This is a genomic window from Aquisphaera insulae, assembly GCF_011064615.1.
Lineage (GTDB): Bacteria > Planctomycetota > Planctomycetia > Isosphaerales > Isosphaeraceae > Aquisphaera > Aquisphaera insulae.
Genome location: NZ_JAALJH010000009.1, coordinates 141,794 through 159,037, shown reverse-complemented (window position 1 = coordinate 159,037; position 17,244 = coordinate 141,794). Strand labels below are relative to the sequence as shown.

The window sequence follows — 17,244 nt, the reverse complement described above, 5'->3', positions numbered from 1 at the left end:
CCGGGCTCCTCTTGATCACGGAACGGAAAACCACGTCACGGCGTCGTCTGGCCGCTCGCCGAGACCTGGGGGCCACGCGCGGTCCGGTGCTTCGCCAGCGTCGTCTCGAGCAGGCGGAAGAGCTTCTCGGATGCGCCGGCGACGGCCTCATGGACGGTGGCCGACTGGTCGTGGGCGACGACCGGCTGGATCCCGGCCACGCGAGCCTCGATCAGGCACCGCTTGTCGACGCCGGGCCCCTTGTGGGCGTTGACGTCGCTGAGGTGCACGTCCACGCGGGTGATCAGGTCCTCGAATCGACCGAGGACCCCCTGCACCTCCTGCGTGATCGATTCGAACAGGCGCTCGCTGCCGTGGATGTGGTTGTCCGTATTCACGTGAACTTGCATTGTCCACCTCTCTATCGCACGACTCGACTGAGATCAGGGGGATCGGGTGAACTCCCCTGCCGGAAAGGATGGGCCTAGAAGGCGGCCCGCGTGGTCACATGGCAATCACTCGAGCAATCCGCGTACCGATTCAACTTCCCCGAAACCGGGGGCCGGGAGGAACGCGAACCCGGCTCTCCTGGATGTGCTCTCCTTTCTTTCTACGACCCTCTCCCACCCCTGGTTCGTCCTCGGCTCGGGGCCCACTGGGACGAACAGCGTCAGACTGCCACGAATCCGAAGCGGAATCCACCCTCGGCCGCGACATTCCCGATCTGGCGAGAAGTTCCAGGACGCAGGGCCTTTGCATGTTGTCGGCCCGTTCGAGGTCCAGGGTGAAGGATCCTTCGCACTCCAGGAGCCGGTTCGTCCGCCGCGGGACGGACGAAGGACGCGTGTCGGCATCGACCCGAAGGGGGAGGTGGACGACAGGCTCCCATCGCCGGCCGCCGACGTCCCACTCCGTCGAGGTGGTGCCATCGCGGAGCCGGAGTGGAGTGCCGTCCCTCAGCAACCATAGGTCGCGGAAGTCGCCGGAGCGGTCGAGATCCGGCAGACGGCCCCTGCCATCGCCGCGCCGGCCCCGCTACTCGCCGAGGCTCAAGATGGATTCCAGGGGGGTGGCACTGTCCTGAAGGTCCAGGTGTCGAGATCGGAGAAACTTGACCATCGGCATGGAGCTGAGGGGGGTGGCCGTGGTGGAAGCGCAGCGACACCATGGCGAGGCAAGCTGTGACGCCGGACGGACCTTGCGCCCGGACCACGGCGGTCCCGTGGTGTTCCACCACGGCCACCCGAAGGCTCTGCACGGCTGCAAGGAGTCTCCGGCGCTGCCATCGCGATTCGAGATGGTGCCCACCCCCCTGGAATCCATCTTGAGCCTTCGCCGAGAAGGCAATTGCCGGCGTCCTGGCCGCGGCGCGGCGGACGCCCGCGAAACCGGACGGCGTTCATCCCCGGTGTCGGGCGGGGATTCAGGGTAGCTCGTCGGCGGCGTGCGCCTTCGTCATGGCGGCCCGCCGGCCGCCGGACTCTCGGACCAGGGCGTAGGCGACGAGGCCGCCGGCGATCGCCCCGCAGAGGTGCCCGTCCCAGGAGATCGTCGAGCCCAGGCGCGGCAGCAGCCCCCAGAGGAGGGAGCCGCCGTAGAGGAAGGCCACCAGGACCGCGATCAGCAGGGAGATGATCCGCTGCTCGATCAGCCCCGCCACGATGAGGAAGGTGGCCAGCCCGGAGACCAGCCCGCTCGCGCCCACGTGGACGTTCAGGTGCCCGTCGCCGCCGGCCCGGCCGAAGATCCAGAGGAGCGAGCCCCCCAGGAGGATGATCGCCGCGACGACTTCCCACGACTCCGCCCTCGATCCGGCGAGCAGGACCAGCAGGACGATCAGCGGAATCGTGTTCGCCAGCAGGTGGCCGAAGTTGTGGTGCAGGAAGGGCATCGCCGGGATGCCGATCAGCCCGACCAGATGCCGCGGAATCACGCCGTAGTGGTCGATCCCCGGCACGATCCAGCTCAGGAAGAAGATGGCCCAGATCGTCCCGACGAAGGCGAGCACGCCCTGGATTTCGTCGCGAATCGTATGCGAAGGATCGCCCATCGGCGAGTCGCTCCTGACGGTGAGAGGTTGGGGCCTGCGAGGGGCCGCGGGGCGGCGATCCCGCGCAGGGTATTCGGCGGGCGGGCCGATTTCTTCGCCTTCCGGCCCGGCTCGACCGGAGTCTCCATCATACCGTTCTTGCGGTACCATGGTGCGGGGCCGACCGGCTCCTCGAGTCGAGTCTCGTGGTCCGGCGTACGGCAAGGGGGAGAGACAGAGTGGCCGCGAATCGCTCGCTCGCCCTGGTGGTCCGGGGGGTGGAGGTCTTCGAAACCAGCCTCGTCGTGACGCTCTTCACCCGAGAGCTGGGCAAGGTCGCGGCGCTGGCAAAGGGGGGGCGACGGCTGAAGTCCCCGTTCCAGGGTGGGCTTGACCTGCTGGGCGTTTCGGATATCGTGCTCCTGCCCAAGGCGTCGGAGTCGCTGGACCTCCTGACCGAGGCCGCGCCTGTCGAGCGCTTTGCATCTCTTCGCCGCGATCTGGCGGCCCTGTATGCCGGCTACTACGTCGCCGAACTGCTGACCGACCTGACCGACTATCATGACCCGCACCCCAGGCTGTTCGACGCGGCGAGGATCACGCTGCGGCATCTGGGCGAGCCCGACCTGCGTGCGAGGCGATTGCTCCGGTTCGAGCTGGCTTGCCTCCGCGAGCTGGGCTTCATGCCGGCGCTCGACCTCTGTGCCCATTGCGGCAACGAGGTCGACACCACGGGCGACGTGGCCTTCGGCCTGGCCACCGGCGGGGTGCTCTGCCCTTCCTGCCGCCCCGGCCAGCCCCACGTGGTGACGGTCTCGAGCCGGACGCTCGAGGCGATTCGTGTCCTGGCCAGCCCCGGACAGGCCTGGCGCGAGCTGGCGTCCGAGCCCCGTAACTCGGGCCTCGGCCCGGTCCGCCAGACCGTGGGAGCGGTCATGAGTCATGTCCTGGGGCATCGCCCCCGGCTGTGGCCTTACCTGGGAGTCTGAGCCAGATGGATCTGGTCTCCACCAACGCCCGTGATGCCCGGACGCGAGCGCGATCGGCCATCCCCGCGATGGCCATCGCTTGCGGCCTCTGCCTCTCCGGCTGCCAGGGCCTCGACGTCCCGATCGCCCAGTGGCGGGCCGCCTACGACAAGGGCCTGACGCGACCGATCACCCAGGAAGAACGGGACACCTCCGCCTCCACCAAGATCGAGGAGCCCCGCACCCTCCTCGGCCGCTGGCTCAACCCCGCCGGGAGTAACGCGCCGGAATCCGACCGGCCCACGTCCACGACCCCCTCGTCGCGGTCCGGCTCCTCCCTGGTCCTCGGCTCCGACGGCTGGCGGCCGATGCTCCGCCCCAAGCCCAATCCCGAGGCCGACAAGGAGCTCGAAGAGGCCCTCGCCCTGTTCAAGCAGGGCAAGTTCGCCGAGGCCGAGGGGGCCTGCAAGAGGATCAGCAAGAGCCGCAAGGGGACGCACTGGGGCGAGACGGCGCAATTCTATCTGGCGGAAAGCCAGTATCAGCAAAAGGCTTACGTTCGGGCCAACGACAGCTTCGAACGCCTGATCGCGGATTACCCGGGGACCGAGTTCCGCGACAAGCTGGTCAGCCGCGAATACGCCCTCGCCCAGATCTGGCTGGCGCAGAGCGACCCCAACGCCAAGCCCGAGGCGAAGCTCCCCTGGTACTCACACTTCTCCGGCCAGCAGCCGCTCCTCGACACCCGCGGCTCGGGCCTCAAGGCCCTCGAACACGTCCGCCAGCACGACCCCGAGGGCGCCCTCGCCGACGACGCGGCGTTCGAGATCGCCGAATATCACAAGAAGAGCGGCGACTTCGAGTCCGCCGCCATCTACTACGACCAGCTCGTCGAATCTCATCCCAAGAGCCCGTTCGTCCAGAAGGCGCAGCTCGGGGGGATCGACGCGCGGATGAAGGGCTACCTCGGGCCCGATTACGACGGCTCGGGCCTCACCAAGGCCCGCGAGATCGTCAAGCAGACGATGACCGCCTTCCCCGACCGTCAGGCCAGCTACGACGAGCTCTATCACACCCTGGACCTGATCAACGACGCGGAAGCCGAGAAGACCTACAAGATCGGCGACTACTACAAGCGGACCGGCAAGGTCGCGTCGGCGGAGTTCTACTTCGGCAAGATCCCCCAGCGCTGGCCCAACAGCCCGTGGGCGGTGAAGGCCAAGTCCGAGCTCGCCGTGCTCGCGAAGATGCCGCGCAAGCCCACGGTCCCCAGCAAGATCATGTCCCAGCCGGGGGCCAGCGACCCCTACTTCAGCGCGGGGTCCGGCGGCATGGGAGGGATGGGCGGCATGGGTATGGGTATGCCCGGCGGCATGGGCTGATCCGCCGGGGACGCGTCGGCAATCGCTCGACGAGATCGAAGGAGGGGCGAGATGACGCCCGTCAGTGCCTCCGAACACGAGATTCGCCCGCAGGCCAGGCCTCGAGGTCGCCGGTCGGTCTTCGGCCTGATCCTGCTGGTTCTCTTGCCGATCGCCGCCTCCGGCTGCGGCTACTCGATCCGCGCGCCCTTCGACAAGAGCGTCCGGACGGTCTTCGTCCCCATGCTCAGGTCGCGGAGCTTCCGCCGGGACATCCCCGAGCAACTGACGAAGATGATCCAGGATGAGATCCAGAATCGGACTACCTACAAGGTCGTCGGGAGGCCCGAGGAGGCCGACACGATCCTCGAGGGGACGATCAACTTCGCGGACAAGAACATCATCGTCGAGAGCCCGTTCAACCTGCCCCGTCAGCTCAACTCGACGATTGCCGTGAGCGTCAAGTGGACGCACAATCCACCGACCCAGGCGGAGAAGAACAAGGCTCCGACCATCATCGCCGAGACCGTGAACTTCGTCCCCGAACTCGGCGAGACCGCGACCACGGCCTTCTACAGCGTGAATCAGAGGCTGGCCACGCAGATCGTGGATATGATGGAACAGCCGTGGTTCACCGAGGCCGACCTCAAGGGACCGACCGGGCGGTAGCACGATGACGGAGTGGAAAGCTCGCGGGCGGACGATCGTTGATCCTGGCTGCGCTCCGCCCCGGATCATGGGGATCGTCAACGTCACGCCGGACAGTTTCTCCGACGGCGGCCGGACCTCGGCCGAGGCCGCCGTCCAGCATGCGCGCGAGCTGATCGCCGAGGGGGCCGACATCCTCGACCTGGGGGGCGAATCGACGAGGCCGGGATCGTTGCCCGTGACGCTCGACGAGGAGTTGCATCGGCTCGTCCCGGTCGTCGAGCGGCTCGCCGACGAGGAAGGGCCGCCGCTCTCGATCGATACGTCCAAGGCCGAGGTCGCCCGGCGGCTCCTCGCCCTCGGGGCGGTCGTCGTCAATGACGTGACCGCCTTGCGGGGAGACCCCGACATGGCGGGCGTCGTCGCCGAGGCCGGGGCCGGGGTCGTCCTGATGCACATGCAGGGCGATCCGCGGACCATGCAGGACGACCCGCGCTACGACGACGTCATCGGCGAGGTCCTCGCTTTCCTCGAGGAGCGGATCGCGTGGAGCGAGGCCCGCGGCATTCCTCGCGCGAACATCGCCGTGGATCCCGGCATCGGATTCGGCAAGTCCTTCGAGCACAACCTGGACCTCTTGCGGAATCTCGGTCGGTTTGCCAGCCTGGGGTGTGCGGTCGTGGTCGGGACCTCGCGGAAGGGGTTCCTCGGAAGAATCACCGGCCGAGCTGTCCGGGAACGCGCCGTGGCCTCGGCCGTCTCGTCGCTGGCGGCCTGCGCCGCCGGCGCCGCCGTGGCGCGAGTCCATGACGTGGCGGCGATGGCGGACGCGATCCGGGTCTGGGGCGCGGTCCGCGGGTGGAGTGCATGCGATGAACGGGCAGGTGGCTGAGATGGAACGAGACGCGACCCAGGGCACCGGCGGCGACAACCTGGCGGAACTCTGCCAGCGGATGGCGGCCCAGGCAAGGTCGGCCGCCCGCAAGCTGGCCCTGTCCAGTGGTGCCAAGCGGAATGAATGGCTGGCGCGGTCGGCCCAGGCGCTCTGTGAGCGGAGCGGCGAAATCGAGGCAGCCAACGCCCTGGACGTGGAAGCGGCGGCGGGTTACGGCCTGAACGCGGCGGCCGTGGATCGGCTCCGGCTCGACGCCAGGCGGGTCGATGCCATCGCCAAGGCCCTCGCCGAGGTCGCCGCACTCCCGGATCCGGTGGGCGAGGTGATCGCCGCGAGCCGCCGGCCCAATGGCCTGGAGGTCAGCCAGGTCCGGGTCCCACTCGGCGTCATCTTCATGATCTACGAGAGTCGACCCAACGTGACGGTGGACGCCGCCGCCCTCTGCGTCAAGAGCGGCAACGCCGCGATCCTCCGCGGCGGCAAGGAGGCCCTGCACTCGAACAAGGCGCTGCACCGGATCCTCGCCGATGAGCTGGTCGCCTGCGGGCTCCCGGAGCACGCCGTTCAGCTCGTGCCGACGACCGACCGCGAGGCCGTGGGGATCCTCCTGGGCCTCCCCCAGTTCATCGACCTGGCGATCCCCCGCGGCGGCGAGAGCCTGATCCGCCGCGTCGTCGCCGAGGCGAAGATGCCCGTCATGAAGCACTATCAGGGCCTCTGCGCCGTGTACGTCGATTCGGCCGCGGATCTCGACGTGGCGACGCGGATCATCGTCAACGCCAAGGCCCAGCGCCCGGGCGTCTGCAACGCCGCCGAAACCCTCCTGGTCCATCGCGAGATCGCCCCGAGATTCCTGCCCGGGGCCGCGCGGGCGCTCGGGGACGCCGGGGTCGAGCTCCGCGGCGACGAGGCCGCCCGCGCGATCGTCCCGTCGATGATCCCCGCGAAGCCCGAAGACTGGGATACGGAGTTCCTCGACAAGATCCTCGCCGTCCGGGTGGTGGACTCGATCGACGCCGCCATCGGGCACATCGCCCGGCATGGCTCGTCGCATACGGAGTCGATCGTGACGAAGGACCTGGCGGCGGCCCGGAAGTTCGTGGCGGAGGTGGACAGCTCGGCGGTCATCGTCAACGCGAGCACCCGATTCAACGACGGCGGCGAGCTGGGCCTGGGGGCGGAGATCGGCATCAGCACCGACAGATATCACGCCCGGGGACCCTGCGGGCTCCGGGAGCTGATGAGCAGCAAGTGGATCGTCATCGGCGACGGACAGATAAGAGGATAAGAAGACTAACCACAGAGGCACGGAGGCACTGAGAAGACGGTGGGGAAGCAAAGAGGGGAATGAGAGAGCGGGAGAGGGAGGACGAGAGAGTGATCAACCCCATTCCCGGCCTGCTTGGACGGGGAATGGGGTTGAGGAGGGGGACGATCAGGGACCGGGGACGATCGGGCGGTCCTGGATCGACTTGGCCTTCCGGACCAGCTCGAGGAATTCCTTTCGCTCTCCGAAGGGGTCGAAGCTAAGGGTTGGGTTGGCCAGCTCGAGGACGGCGTCGTAGGTCAGGCTGCCCTTCGAGGCGGAGTTCCTCAGGAGCAGGCCGAAGCCGGCGACAGCGGACGAGAGCTTGAAATCGTCGGAGGCGCGGGCGTAGTCGAGGCCGTGATCGATCACGGGCTGCTTGATCTCGGCGGCCACGTCCTCCTTCGGCTGCTTGTAGCGGACAGAGATCTCGAACGATTCGGGGTGGTCGCCCGCGATCTGCCGGGATGTCACGAATCGGGACGCGACGTCCGCCCCGGGGGGAGTCGAGGACTTGACCTCGGAGGGTGGGGTCAGCTCGTAGAGAGCCGTGACGTGGTGCCCCGCGCCGATCTCGCCCGCATCCTTCGCATCATTGCGGAAGTCGGCGTTCGCCATGGCCCGGTTCTCGTAGCCGATCAGGCGATGGGCGCCGACCTTGGACGGATTGAAGTCCACCTGGATCTTCACGTCCTTGGCGATCGTGATCAGGTTCGAGGTCATCTGGCGGACGAGCACCTTCGCGGCCTCCTCGGTGGAGTCGATGAAGGCGTAGTTGCCGTTCCCCTTGTCGGCCAGCGTCTCGAGGTTCGTGTCCTTGACGTTGCCCATGCCGAAGCCGAGGACGGTGAGGAAGACGTTGCTCTTCGCCTTGGCGGTGATGAACTCCTCGAGTTTGGCGCGGTCCGTGATCCCGACGTTGAAGTCGCCGTCGGTGGCGAGGATGACGCGGTTGACGCCGTCCTGCTTGAAGTTCTCCTTGTTTGAGGCGATGTCGTAAGCCTGCTGGAGGCCCGAGCCGACGTTGGTGCTGCCCTCGGCGCGGAGCTGGTCGATCTTCTCGAGGATGACCCGCTTGTGGGCCGGGTCACAGGCCGTGGAGGGGAGGTACACGCCGGAGGCCGAGGCATAGACGACGATCGCCAGGCGGTCGCGCTCGCTGAGCTGCTCGACCAGCCGTTGCAGGCCGTACTTCACGAGCGGCAGCTTGTTCGCGTCCGACATGGAGCCCGAGACGTCGATCAGGAAGATCAGGTTGGCGGCGGCCCGTTCGGCGGGGTGGATCGTCTTCCCCATGATGCCGATCCGGGCGAGCCGATGGTTGGCATTCCACGGGCAGCGGGCGATCTCCGCATGGATGGCGAACGGCGTCGGGCTCCCCTGCGGCGGCGGCGGATCCTGGTAGGTGAAGTAGTTCACCATCTCCTCGATCCGGACGGCGCCCTGGGGCGGGAGCTGGTTCAACTGGAAGAGATAGCGGCGGACGTTCGCGTAGCTCGCCGTATCCACGTCGATCGAGAACGTGGAAAGCGGCTCCGTGAGGGCGACGACCGGAGGATTCTCAACGATCGGCGCGAAGGCCTCGTCCCCGAATGCAACCGGGGGCGCCTCCGGTGCGGCGGGGGCGAAGGCGGCCGCGTCGTAGAGCGCGGGGGATTCCGCCTCGGCGGCCTTCTCCTTGGGCGCCTTCTCCTCGAGGGAAGTTCGACCTCCGATCGGCTTGCCGTTGGACTGATCGAAGTCGGCGGGCCGGGCAGCCACGACGCCGGCGGCGGGCTCGCCGGCCTTCATGGCACCATCCGCCTCGGCGGCAGGTTGATCGTGCCTCTCGCGAAGAACCTCGGCGCCCCCCTTAGGATCGGCGGATCGAGCCTCGGCCCTGAGCTTGGCCGGCTCCGGAGCCGGAGCCGGCGCGGACAGGGGAGCCTGAGGGAGGACGGCCTGGGAGGCGGGGGGCATCCCATACTGCGACTTTCCGCCCGCGGCGGCCTGATTCTGCCCCTCGACCTGCATGTTCCGGCCGAGTTGGTACGAGTATCCCTGCTGGCGGTTGAACGGGCCTCGCGCCGGCAATCCGGTGTTGGATGCGGGGGACGGCATGTTTCTCATCATGCCCTCCGGGCTGTTCTGCGCCGGAGTCGCCGCGGCGAGCTTCTGTGCGGCCTCCCCGGAGGCTGAGGCAAATCCCCTGGAGCGAGCCTGGGCCTGAAGCGCCAGGGCCTCGGAGGCGGCGGGAGAGGCTCCGCGGACCGGGCTTCCTCGCATTCCACCGCCTCCCATTCCACCGCTGATCCCCGCTCCGAGAGAACGGGACGAATCCACCGCGGGGCCGGGGGCCGGGCCGTCTCGCGAAAAGAGCTGCGGCCTCGCATCGGAGGATTCCCGCTTGCCGGCCGTGTCCGTGGAGGCGAGCGGGGCTTCGACCCTCCGAAACTGGTCGGCCGTGCCGAGCTGGTCGACGCCGCGGAGACTATTCGGGTCCGTCGCCTTCTTGAAGGTGACAACCGGGGCAGCCGGGGCGTCGCCCAATCGAGCGGGAGGGCGGGTGGTCCGTGACACCTTCGCGGACTCGATCAGGGCGGCGTCGCGTTGCCTGCGAGCTTCCAGGCCGTGCCACGTCACGATGCTGACGGTCCCCCCCAGCAGGAGGGTCGCGGCCATCGAGAGCATGCCGTAATGTCGCCGCCAGAAGGGGCGTTGAACCGGTGCGGAGACGGCCTGTTCGCCCTGGAGGGCGGCCTCGATGAGCGGATGATGCGCGACGGAGACGACCGGGACGGCCTCTCCTTCCCGCCTCAGCTCGTCGGCCAGCCAGGCCGTGGTCTGGCGGATCTCGTCCACGAACCGGCGGGCCTCGTCGTCCTCGGCCAGCAGGGATTCCACCTCGCGGGCCCCGGCCGAGTCGAGCTCGCCGAGGGCGAAGGCGGTCAGCCTGGGATCGTCGGCATCGAAGATCATCGTGAGCTCTCCTTTTCTGGGTTCAGGCCCGGGCTTCGACCGGCTGGCCGTCGAAGAGCTGTCCGCGGAGCGTCTTGATCCCGGCGTGGATGAGGTAGCCGACATTCGAGACGCTGTGCCCGCTGATCCGGCTGATCTCCTGGTATGAAAACCCGTTCTGAAACTTGAGTCGGAGGACTTCACGCTGGTTGACGGGGAGGCTGTCCAGCAGGGCGAGCACCTTGACCCCCAGGTCGCGCCGCTCCGCCGCCTCCGGCGGGCCGGGGGCGGGGCTCAGGCACCGGTTCACCTGCTCATCGCTCAGTTGGGTCATGCGATGCTCCTTCCGCAGGACGTCGAGGGCCCGGTTGCGGCAGACCGTGAAGAGCCATTCCGCCAGGTGCCCGTCCGTGGAGGCGCGGTCCTGCGTGCAGAGGCGCAGGAAGGTGTCCTGCACCACGTCACGCGCGGCTTCGGCATCGCCGAGGAGGCGACTGGCGTAGAGCGTGAGCGGCCCTTCGAAGCGAGCGACCGCCTCGCGGACCCACACCCCATGCTCGGGCTCCGATCGTTCCGCCATCATGTACGCTCGCTGGGGGACGCGTTCCCGTACATCCCTGGAGACGGGCGACCCGCGCGTTTCTTAGGAGCGGGGAGGAAAAATAGCACGCCCGCTCCCCACCGGTCTACGCGACGCCGTGGGCTGGAGGCGTGAGGGGCGCCGACGCATTCATGCCGGTCGAGAAGCCGCACGACGACGAGGTTCTCGGGCGGGATCGTCGGGTCGGTGTCCACCTCGCCCCGGGAAAGCAGGAGGTTACTCAATCGGGGACGAGGCGCTCAAGACAGCGGTGCTACCGGCTCACGCTTTTGAGGGCGACGGCCGCAGCATGCCGAATCTCGAAGTCCGGATCGCTCTCGAATCGACGCAGCCGCGACACCGCCGCGGCCGAGATCGGTCCGAATGCGGCCAGCGACTTCACGGCTTCCAGCCGCGTCCATCTCGACTTCGCATCGAGAGCCTCGGCCAGGGCTGCCATGGCCTGGTCCGCAAGTGGCGTCCCCGGAGCGATTCGACCCAGGGCGGTCGCCATCGAAGTCCCGGGCGTGAAGGAAGCATCGGAAGGAAGCGACTCTCGCAACCCATTGATTAGAACCGGTATTGCCGGTGCCGCGTCTCGAGAAAAGCGACCAAGAGCATCGGCCGCGCCGTCACGCCGCGTAGGATCGGCCCTGCGAAGGAAGTCGGTCAGCGCCGTGATCGCCGCCGCGGATTGGTCGGTTCCAGGAGCCAATTCGCCGAGCGCGATGGCGGAACCTCGCCCTGAATCGGGAGCTGGCCACCTGATGGGCCCCAACTCGACCGAGCCTGTTAACACCTTGATCAAGGCCGGTATCGCTTGCTTTGAGTCCGGGGCCAGCTTGACGAGAATGTAGGTCGCCGCGTACTGGGCCTCCATGTCACGATTGTCGAGGGCTCCAAGGAGCGTCGGTAGTATCGTGGAGGACACCGATGCGGCCTCGATATTGCATAAGGCACTCACGCAACGCGTGCGATTGCCCGGATCCAGGCGACTCAATGCTTGAAACAGTCGCGCGACAATGGGGTCGAGCCCTTGTTTGAAGCGTGCAATCGCAAGGCAGGCATTCGCACGGACATCCTCGGACTCGTCATCAAGGGCCATGATGAGGGGGGGCGGGGGAGCCTCATTCGTCGCCGGTCCAACCAGTGCGAGAGCCTTGACGATCGCGGAGCGGACCCGGACATCACGATCGTCCAGCGCTTCCGTCAAGATATCGATGGCAATTTTGGGCTCCAGCGCGGGATCCCTGTTGGCTTGCTTCGAGCCTGATAGCACGCCGATCGCATCGACGGCGGCAATACGAACTCCAGGATCGCTATCCTCGAGTGCTCCTCTCAGGGCTCCGGCCGCCTGGCGGGCCTTGATGGGGCTGAAGGCAACCTGACCCAGGGCTTCGGCCGCCGCGAGCCGCAAGCTGGCCTCCGGATCTCGCAGAGTCTTGATCAGGACTGGCACGGCGATATCTTGAGCCGCGACACCAAAGCGGGCCAGTTCACGGCAGGCGGCGAGCCGATCCTGGAGGGTTCCGCCCCGTAGAGTTCGAATCGAATCATCCACCGTTGACTTGGTCAGGTCGCCGTTCTGCCAGCCCACATGGGCCATCCAGAGCAGGCCGAGGCCGCAGCCAACCAGCGACATCATCGAGAGGATTCGCGATCTGACTTTCATCAGGCTACCAGGATGTCGGCTGAGAGCGTTTGGGGACTCCATCATGACACCAATCCCCTCGATAGCCAGATATCACTCCGAGGCATTTCACTCCGAGAGTTGCCGAGGGGGAAGGCTGCCAGGCGGGGCCATCGTCGAGTGATCTCTCGGCCCCACCCTGGGGAACCGGTGGGCCCGTTTCAAGATGCGGTTCGCCGGGCGATTCCCGTCGGTCCGAAGGCCCGTTCATCCGGATTTCGCGAATTTCAGCGAGGACAATCTCCGGGAAAGTTCGTGGGCCAGAGACAAAAACCGCGAAACATGGCGCACTCTCTAGAATAGAGGCATTCGCTTGCGGCCACGGTACGCGCCGGGCGCAGCACCGACGTTCGGCCCACGTTGATTTGTCGCCCTGAGGTCTGGACTGAAGGGGCTCTGTTCGGGACGACCATGCGAGCCTCGAAGGCCGGGGAGATCGACCGACTTCAGCCGGAATTTGGGGGGCAAAGCCAATCGAAAAAACCAAGGTTAAAATATTATAGGGTATGGACTTACGGTCGGGATTCTGAGGCAGGCCGCGCGACGATCGAACCCAATTTGCTGGCCTGCGGGCGAGCCCAGGGATCGCCCTGGCACCCCCTCCCCGAACACCGAGCCGGGTGTAAGAAAGCGAGCCGCTCAGGGCCCGGGCTTCTCCGAGTACCAGAAGACGACCGCCCGGTAGTCGGCGATGAAGTCGTTGACGCCGCCGTGCTCGATGCCGGCCTCGATCGACTTCGAGAAAGGGACGGGATCGGCCAGGTGCCAGCGGTAGGCCGCGACCTGCCATTGCTCTCCCTGGTTCTTGTAGACCGGGAAGCCGTAGGACGGATAGGTCCCCGGGCGGTCGAGCCGTCCTTCCAGCGCGTACCAGCCGCAGTTGAAGTAATCCTCGGATCCGGTCCCGTGGACCGCCAGGGTGCCGTCGACCTTGAATCGATCGTCCCCTTCCAGCCAGTAGGGGAGCTTGGCCTTCCCCTCGGTCATCAGGAAGACCCCGGCGAAGTGGCCTCGGCCCTGCTCCCGGAGCCAGGCGAAATCCTCGTCCTTCTTCGTCGGCAGGGCCTCTCGAAGGTTGGCCCGGAAGTAGCCCGCGTCGTCGGCCACGCCCTTTTCATAGCGGACCAGGACCGTCCCCTTCAGCGGCTTGTCGGTATCGATCCGGAGGATTCCCTGGCGACGATAGGGCATCGGATACCGGTTGGTCCAGGTGCGATCCCCCTGTCCGACCAGCAGGCTGCGATAGGTTGCGGAGCCGTATGCCATGCCGAACGCCGGGCCGATCGGGACGTCCACGGCGGGGGCGGTCGTGTCATCGCCCTCCCAGGCGACCCGCAGCCTCGCGGACTTCCAGGCGTCGGCCGTCCCTCCCGCGGGCGTCAGCTCCAGCGAGCGGATGGTGGCCGGAGCCGGCGGCAGGACGAACTGGTGGGTGCTGCCGCCGTGGGCGTCGATCTCATACTTCGCCACCTGGGCCCCGGCGAGCTCCTCGCCGAGCCCCTTCTCCGGATCGGCCCAGAAGGCGGCGGCCCGCCTGGTCTCGTCCCGAAGCGGCGTGTCGGGTCCGTCCGTGAAGGTGGTGATCGATCCTTCGCGCGGTAGCCGGAGGATGCCGATCTGGTAGAAACGGACCCCCTGCCCCTCCACCAGGACCTTGCACCCGTTCCGGAATGGGACGGGGACGTAGCAGGCGAAGCCGCCGGAACCTCTGGTCACGAGTGGCGCGGGGAAGAGCGAATGATCGCCCGAGAAGAGCTCCTCCAGGGGGATGTCGAGCGCGGGATGGGGCGAGCCGTCGAGATAGAAACGGATGTGCTCGCGTTTGCCGTCGAGGAGGCCGGGGCGCTCGCCGACGGTGTGGGTGAACCAGATCCGCTGGATGATCCCCGGCCCGTCCACCTCGGCCAGGACCGAGTTCCCCCCCTCGACGCGGATCTTGGAATAGGTGCCGTTGAAGCCGTCGTTGTTGCCCCCGGTCCGGTCGTACGAGCTGAAGCCGATCATTCGGGCACCCGGATCGCGGAGCCGGGACAGCAATCCAAGATCGCGCAGCTCGCGCGGCGAGCCGGTCGGCAGGAAGCCGGCCGCGGAAGCCGCGGCCGGCGCCTGAACCTTCGGCTCGTCGGGGAAGGCTGTCGCGGTCGAGAGGAGCAGGAGCAATGCGGGGCCGGAGAGCATGAGAGGTTCCTCGTCCTGAGCCGTCGCCGCGGACCACTGGTCACGGCGAGGCACGATCCGTATCCTGGTTCGATCTCGACCAGGCGAGCCCGCGATCCGGGCCGGAGACCTCCGGCGCGGATTCTCTCCCCTCCACTCGCCTTCGGGGCCACCGCGCCGGGACTGGGCCGAGTTTGCCCCCGGCCCCACGCCCCTGTCAAGCACTCAGCCAGCCAACGAGGGCCCTCGATGCGACCGATCCGGCTCGCCCTGCTCGTCCTGATGTCCGGACTCCCCTCAACCGCCTCCGGCCAGCCGCAGCCCGCCAAAGGGAATTCCCCGCCCGTCCCCGCGATCTCCCTCGACGGGTCGTTCCACGCCGGGTCGTCGCCCATAGGCTTCCTCGCGGCCGGCCGCGACGCCTACCGCGCGGCGGAGGCGAAGGCCCTGGCGACGCCGACGCCCGAGAGCGCCCGCAAGTGGCTCCGGGAGATGACGGCCGAGCCTCATCCCGCCGGTTCGCCCGCCGACTACCGGACCGCGGTCTTCGTCCGCGACCGGCTCCGCGAATGGGGATGGAACGCCGAGATCCGGCCGCTCCAGGTCCTGCTGAACTACCCGGCCGGCAAGCCGGTGCTGGCCCTGACCAAACCGGTCGAGAAGGAACTCCCGCTCGACGAGGCCCCCCTGCCCTCCGACCGGGATTCCGCCTCCAGCGAGGCGTTCGGCGCCTTCCACGGCTATGGCGTGAGCGGCACCGCCCGGGGCCAGATCGTCTACGCCAATTACGCCCGCCCCGAGGACTTCGAAGCCCTCGACAAGCTCGGGATCACCGTGAACGGCAAGATCGTCCTGGCCCGCTACGGCGGCAACTTCCGCGGCCTGAAGGTGCTCAACGCCCAGAAGCGCGGGGCGACCGGGATCCTGATCTACTCGGATCCGGGCGACGACGGCTACAACAAGGGTGACACGTACCCGGACGGCCCGTTCCGGCCATCCACCGCGATCCAGCGCGGCAGCGTCCAGTTCCTCTCGCTCGGCCCCGGCGATCCCTCCACGCCGAACGGCCCCTCGATCGAGGGCGCACCCCGACTGCCGATCGACCCGAGGCTCGGGTTCCCGATGGACGATCCTCCGGGCGTCACCGTGGGGACGACCGCCAAGCTCGGGACCGCCTGGGAGCAGCAGACGGGGCTGAAGCGTTCGGAGTATTACGCGACGATCCCGTCGCTGCCGATCAGCTACGGCACGGCCCACGAGCTCTTGCAGGTCCTGGCCGGTCCGGAGGCACCATCCGGCTGGTCCGGCGGCCTTCCCCTGACGTACCACGTCGGGCCGGGGCCCGCGGAGGCGAGGTTCGGCATCCAGATGCACTACAAGATCCGCCCCATCTGGAACGTCATCGCCACGATCCCGGGCTCGGCCGAGCCCGATCGCTGGGTCATGCTGGGCAATCATCGCGACGCCTGGGTCTTCGGGGCCGTCGATCCGTCCAGCGGCACGGCCGCGACGCTCGAGACCTGCCGGGCGATCGGGACCGCCGTGAAGGCCGGCTGGAAGCCGCGGAGGACCATCGTCTACGCGAGCTGGGACGCCGAGGAATACGGCCTGGTCGGCTCGACCGAGTGGGCCGAGGAGCATGCGAAGGAGCTGGACGAGAGGGCGGCCCTCATGCTCAACGTGGATTCCGCCGTCAGCGGCCGGGAGCTGGACCTGGCGGGCGGGCCGTCGCTCCGGAACCTGATGCTGGACGCCGCCGAGGCCGTCATCGACGTCCGATCGGGGAAGACGCTCCGCGAGACCTGGGTGGAGGGCCGCCGTTCGGCGTGGGCCTCGGCGACGCCCCTGAGCCTGCACGACCCGCTCTGGGATTCCCCGGGCGCCCCCGCCGCGGCCCGGTTCGCCGGATTCGTCCCCCAGCTCCATCCGCTCGGCTCGGGGTCGGATTTCACGGTCTTCCTCGACCACCTGGGCATCCCCTGCGCGGACGTCGGGCTCGGCGGCCGTTACGGCGTCTACCACTCGATCTACGACAACTTCCATTGGATGGAGAAGTTCGGCGATCCGGAGTTCCTCAACCACGCGACCGCCGCGCGGCTCTACACCGCGATCATGATGCGGGCCGCGTCCGCCGAGATCCTCCCCCTCCGGTTCACCCCCTATGCCGACGCGCTCCGCGAGTACGTGGACGAGCTGAGGCTGATCGCGGCGCGGAAGGCGCGGGCGAAATTCGGAGTCCCCGGCCAGAAGGGCCCCCAGACGCTCGAGGCCGCGGAGTCGTTCGAGGGCCTGGGTCGTCTCGTCGCCTCCGTGAATTCCCTCCGAGAGAAGGCGGAGGCGCTGGACCATGCCCTGGACGGGATCTCGGCCGGGGCCGGCGGCGCGAGCGACGCCCACGGGCCGCTCAATGACTCGCTGCTGCGGTTCGAGCGCTCCCTGCTGCTGCCCGAGGGCCTGGCCGGCCGGACCTGGTTCAAGCACGCCGTCTACGCACCGGGCGTCACGACGGGGTACGGCTGCTGGCCCCTGCCCGCGGTCCGCCAGGTCTTCGAGGAGAATCGATGGGATGCACTCCGGGACCCGGTGGAGCAGACGGCGAAGGCCATCGATCGGGCCGCGGCCGAGCTCGACCGGGCGATCTCCCTCTCGGCCCCGGCCGGCGGCTCACGCCCCTGACGCCTCGGACTGAATCCA

12 protein-coding genes are annotated in these 17,244 nt (G+C 68.0%); 6 read left to right on the top strand and 6 right to left on the bottom strand.

The features are described 5' to 3' along the window. Positions 1–35 precede the first annotated feature (35 nt). Together G6O54_RS08160 and G6O54_RS08155 are read right to left on the bottom strand one after the other, a co-directional pair. Positions 36–389 carry an HPF/RaiA family ribosome-associated protein gene (locus G6O54_RS08160; RefSeq protein WP_165222932.1) on the bottom strand — a complete coding sequence of 118 codons (354 nt, stop codon included), beginning with the start codon at positions 387–389 and terminating at the stop codon, positions 36–38. Positions 390–1,402: 1,013 nt separating this feature from the next. Then, positions 1,403–2,029, bottom strand: a complete 627-nt coding sequence (locus G6O54_RS08155; protein WP_165222929.1) for a rhomboid family intramembrane serine protease — start codon at positions 2,027–2,029, stop codon at positions 1,403–1,405. A 218-nt stretch (positions 2,030–2,247) separates the two neighbouring features. Here G6O54_RS08155 and recO point away from each other — a divergent pair, with 218 nt between their 5' ends. The 5 genes from recO to G6O54_RS08130 are packed head-to-tail and all read left to right on the top strand — an operon-like array spanning position 2,248 to position 7,168. Next, the gene (gene recO / locus G6O54_RS08150; RefSeq protein WP_165222926.1) at positions 2,248–2,997 is read left to right on the top strand and encodes a DNA repair protein RecO; all 750 of its coding nucleotides are present in this window, start codon (positions 2,248–2,250) and stop codon (positions 2,995–2,997) included. A gap of 5 nt (positions 2,998–3,002) precedes the next feature. Continuing rightward, positions 3,003–4,358: a tetratricopeptide repeat protein gene (locus G6O54_RS08145; protein WP_165222923.1), complete on the top strand. Its 1,356-nt coding sequence runs from the start codon at positions 3,003–3,005 to the stop codon at positions 4,356–4,358. Positions 4,359–4,409: 51 nt separating this feature from the next. After that, the gene (gene lptE / locus G6O54_RS08140; RefSeq protein WP_165222920.1) at positions 4,410–5,006 is read left to right on the top strand and encodes an LPS assembly lipoprotein LptE; all 597 of its coding nucleotides are present in this window, start codon (positions 4,410–4,412) and stop codon (positions 5,004–5,006) included. A gap of 4 nt (positions 5,007–5,010) precedes the next feature. Beyond that, a complete protein-coding gene (folP, locus tag G6O54_RS08135; protein WP_250846772.1) occupies positions 5,011–5,877 on the top strand; it encodes a dihydropteroate synthase in 867 nt (288 codons plus the stop codon). Next, positions 5,858–7,168 (top strand): glutamate-5-semialdehyde dehydrogenase, encoded by a 1,311-nt coding sequence (locus G6O54_RS08130; protein WP_250846771.1) that lies wholly within the window; start codon positions 5,858–5,860, stop codon positions 7,166–7,168. The genes folP and G6O54_RS08130 overlap by 20 nt, the downstream gene beginning before the upstream one ends. A 147-nt stretch (positions 7,169–7,315) precedes the next feature. Here the strand turns inward: G6O54_RS08130 and G6O54_RS37775 are convergent, their stop codons facing one another. The 4 genes from G6O54_RS37775 to G6O54_RS08110 all read right to left on the bottom strand — a co-directional run bounded on the left by G6O54_RS37775 (position 7,316) and on the right by G6O54_RS08110 (position 14,625). Then, on the bottom strand, positions 7,316–10,144 hold the full coding sequence (locus G6O54_RS37775; RefSeq protein ID WP_250846770.1) for a YfbK domain-containing protein: 2,829 nt from the start codon (positions 10,142–10,144) through the stop codon (positions 7,316–7,318). A 22-nt stretch (positions 10,145–10,166) separates the two neighbouring features. After that, a complete protein-coding gene (locus tag G6O54_RS08120) occupies positions 10,167–10,703 on the bottom strand; it encodes an RNA polymerase sigma factor (RefSeq protein WP_250846769.1) in 537 nt (178 codons plus the stop codon). Positions 10,704–10,977: 274 nt separating this feature from the next. Further along, complete coding sequence (locus tag G6O54_RS08115; RefSeq protein WP_165222914.1) at positions 10,978–12,420, bottom strand: HEAT repeat domain-containing protein; 1,443 nt, start codon at positions 12,418–12,420, stop codon at positions 10,978–10,980. A 612-nt stretch (positions 12,421–13,032) separates the two neighbouring features. Continuing rightward, on the bottom strand, positions 13,033–14,625 hold the full coding sequence (locus tag G6O54_RS08110; RefSeq protein WP_165222909.1) for a glycoside hydrolase family 172 protein: 1,593 nt from the start codon (positions 14,623–14,625) through the stop codon (positions 13,033–13,035). A gap of 174 nt (positions 14,626–14,799) precedes the next feature. Here G6O54_RS08110 and G6O54_RS08105 point away from each other — a divergent pair, with 174 nt between their 5' ends. Next, on the top strand, positions 14,800–17,226 hold the full coding sequence (locus G6O54_RS08105; RefSeq protein ID WP_250846768.1) for a M28 family metallopeptidase: 2,427 nt from the start codon (positions 14,800–14,802) through the stop codon (positions 17,224–17,226). Positions 17,227–17,244 lie beyond the last annotated feature (18 nt).